This is a genomic window from Streptomyces sp. NPDC002779 (genome assembly GCF_042888685.1).
Lineage (GTDB): Bacteria > Actinomycetota > Actinomycetes > Streptomycetales > Streptomycetaceae > Streptomyces.
Genome location: NZ_JBIAQC010000092.1, coordinates 1 through 1,057 on the forward strand (window position 1 = coordinate 1; position 1,057 = coordinate 1,057).

Genomic DNA, 1,057 nt, shown 5'->3' on the forward strand with positions numbered 1-1,057 from the left:
CCTGGCTGTCCCTGCCCCCCTATTTTGTTGCTGAGCCGGGGAGGTGGGGCGGGTGTGCGGGCCCGGCCCTGCAGGGGGAGGGGGCGGCTGCTGTGCGGCTGCCGGACCGGGCGGGGCCCAACCACGGCCGTCCGGTCCGGCAGCCGCGCGGCGGGTGGCCTGTGCAGGACTGGGGCTCATGGGGTCGGCCACGGCGGGCGGTGGGCGAGCCGCTCCTATTCCCGGTCCGCGCTAACGGGCACCATGCGGCGGGCGGCCGCCCAGCGGGCGGCGAGTTCGCCGAAGATCAGAACCCTGCCAGGGCTGGGCGTGACGGCCGTAGTGGTCGCCGGCGGGGCGGGCGGCATCAGCAGCATCGTCATGGAAAGGTCAACGCTCCAGCCCTCGTTCGGTCACCCGGTCAGCAGCCAGGGCAGCCACCATGGCCCCGCCCCTGCCCCTGCAGCCGATCCGGAGCGCGCAGACAGCGGCAGGCGGGGCAGAAGCCTCCGCCCGGCCCTGGAGATGACCGCGGCCGCACACTCACGGGTGGTCCTGGACATCGCCGGGGCCACCTCCGGTGACCCACCTTCCTCGACCTGCTCCGGCGTCTCCGGAACCAGGCCCGGCTGCGGATCGCTGGCGCACCTGGGCAGGCGCCGGACCTGCTCGAGATGACCGGTAGGTATCAAGTCCTGCCCCTCTACCCGGACCTGGTTGCTGCCGTGCCGGCCCGGACCTCAGGGCGCCTGTTCTCACGGGAGTTCGCTGCCAGTCTCGCTCGCCTCGGTCGTCAAGGCCCGCCGGGTCTTCGGCCAAAGCCATGAGGAGATCGGCGGAGACGGATCCCGCGGGGGTGCCTATTCCGCAGGGGTGTCTACGGGGTCACACAGCGACCAGAAGCGTACATCGGCGTTGGCGACGGGCCACGGCCGCGGATGACCGGGACTCTGGGCATGGGGATCTTGGCGCGCACAGGCAACGGTGACGGCGGCCATGAAAAGCTCCCCGTAGGTGGCCACTTACCGCCCCACTGATGGCCACGGGATTCCCCACGTACGGCCAGATATCTCCCCGC

The 1,057-nt window shown here is 72.0% G+C and carries 1 protein-coding gene; it reads right to left on the reverse strand.

Annotated features, from left to right (window positions below; all coding sequences use genetic code 11):
- Positions 1-215: 215 nt before the first annotated feature.
- On the reverse strand, positions 216-362 hold the full coding sequence (locus ACFYW5_RS38020; protein WP_389421705.1) for a hypothetical protein: 147 nt from the start codon (positions 360-362) through the stop codon (positions 216-218).
- Positions 363-1,057: the final 695 nt, after the last annotated feature.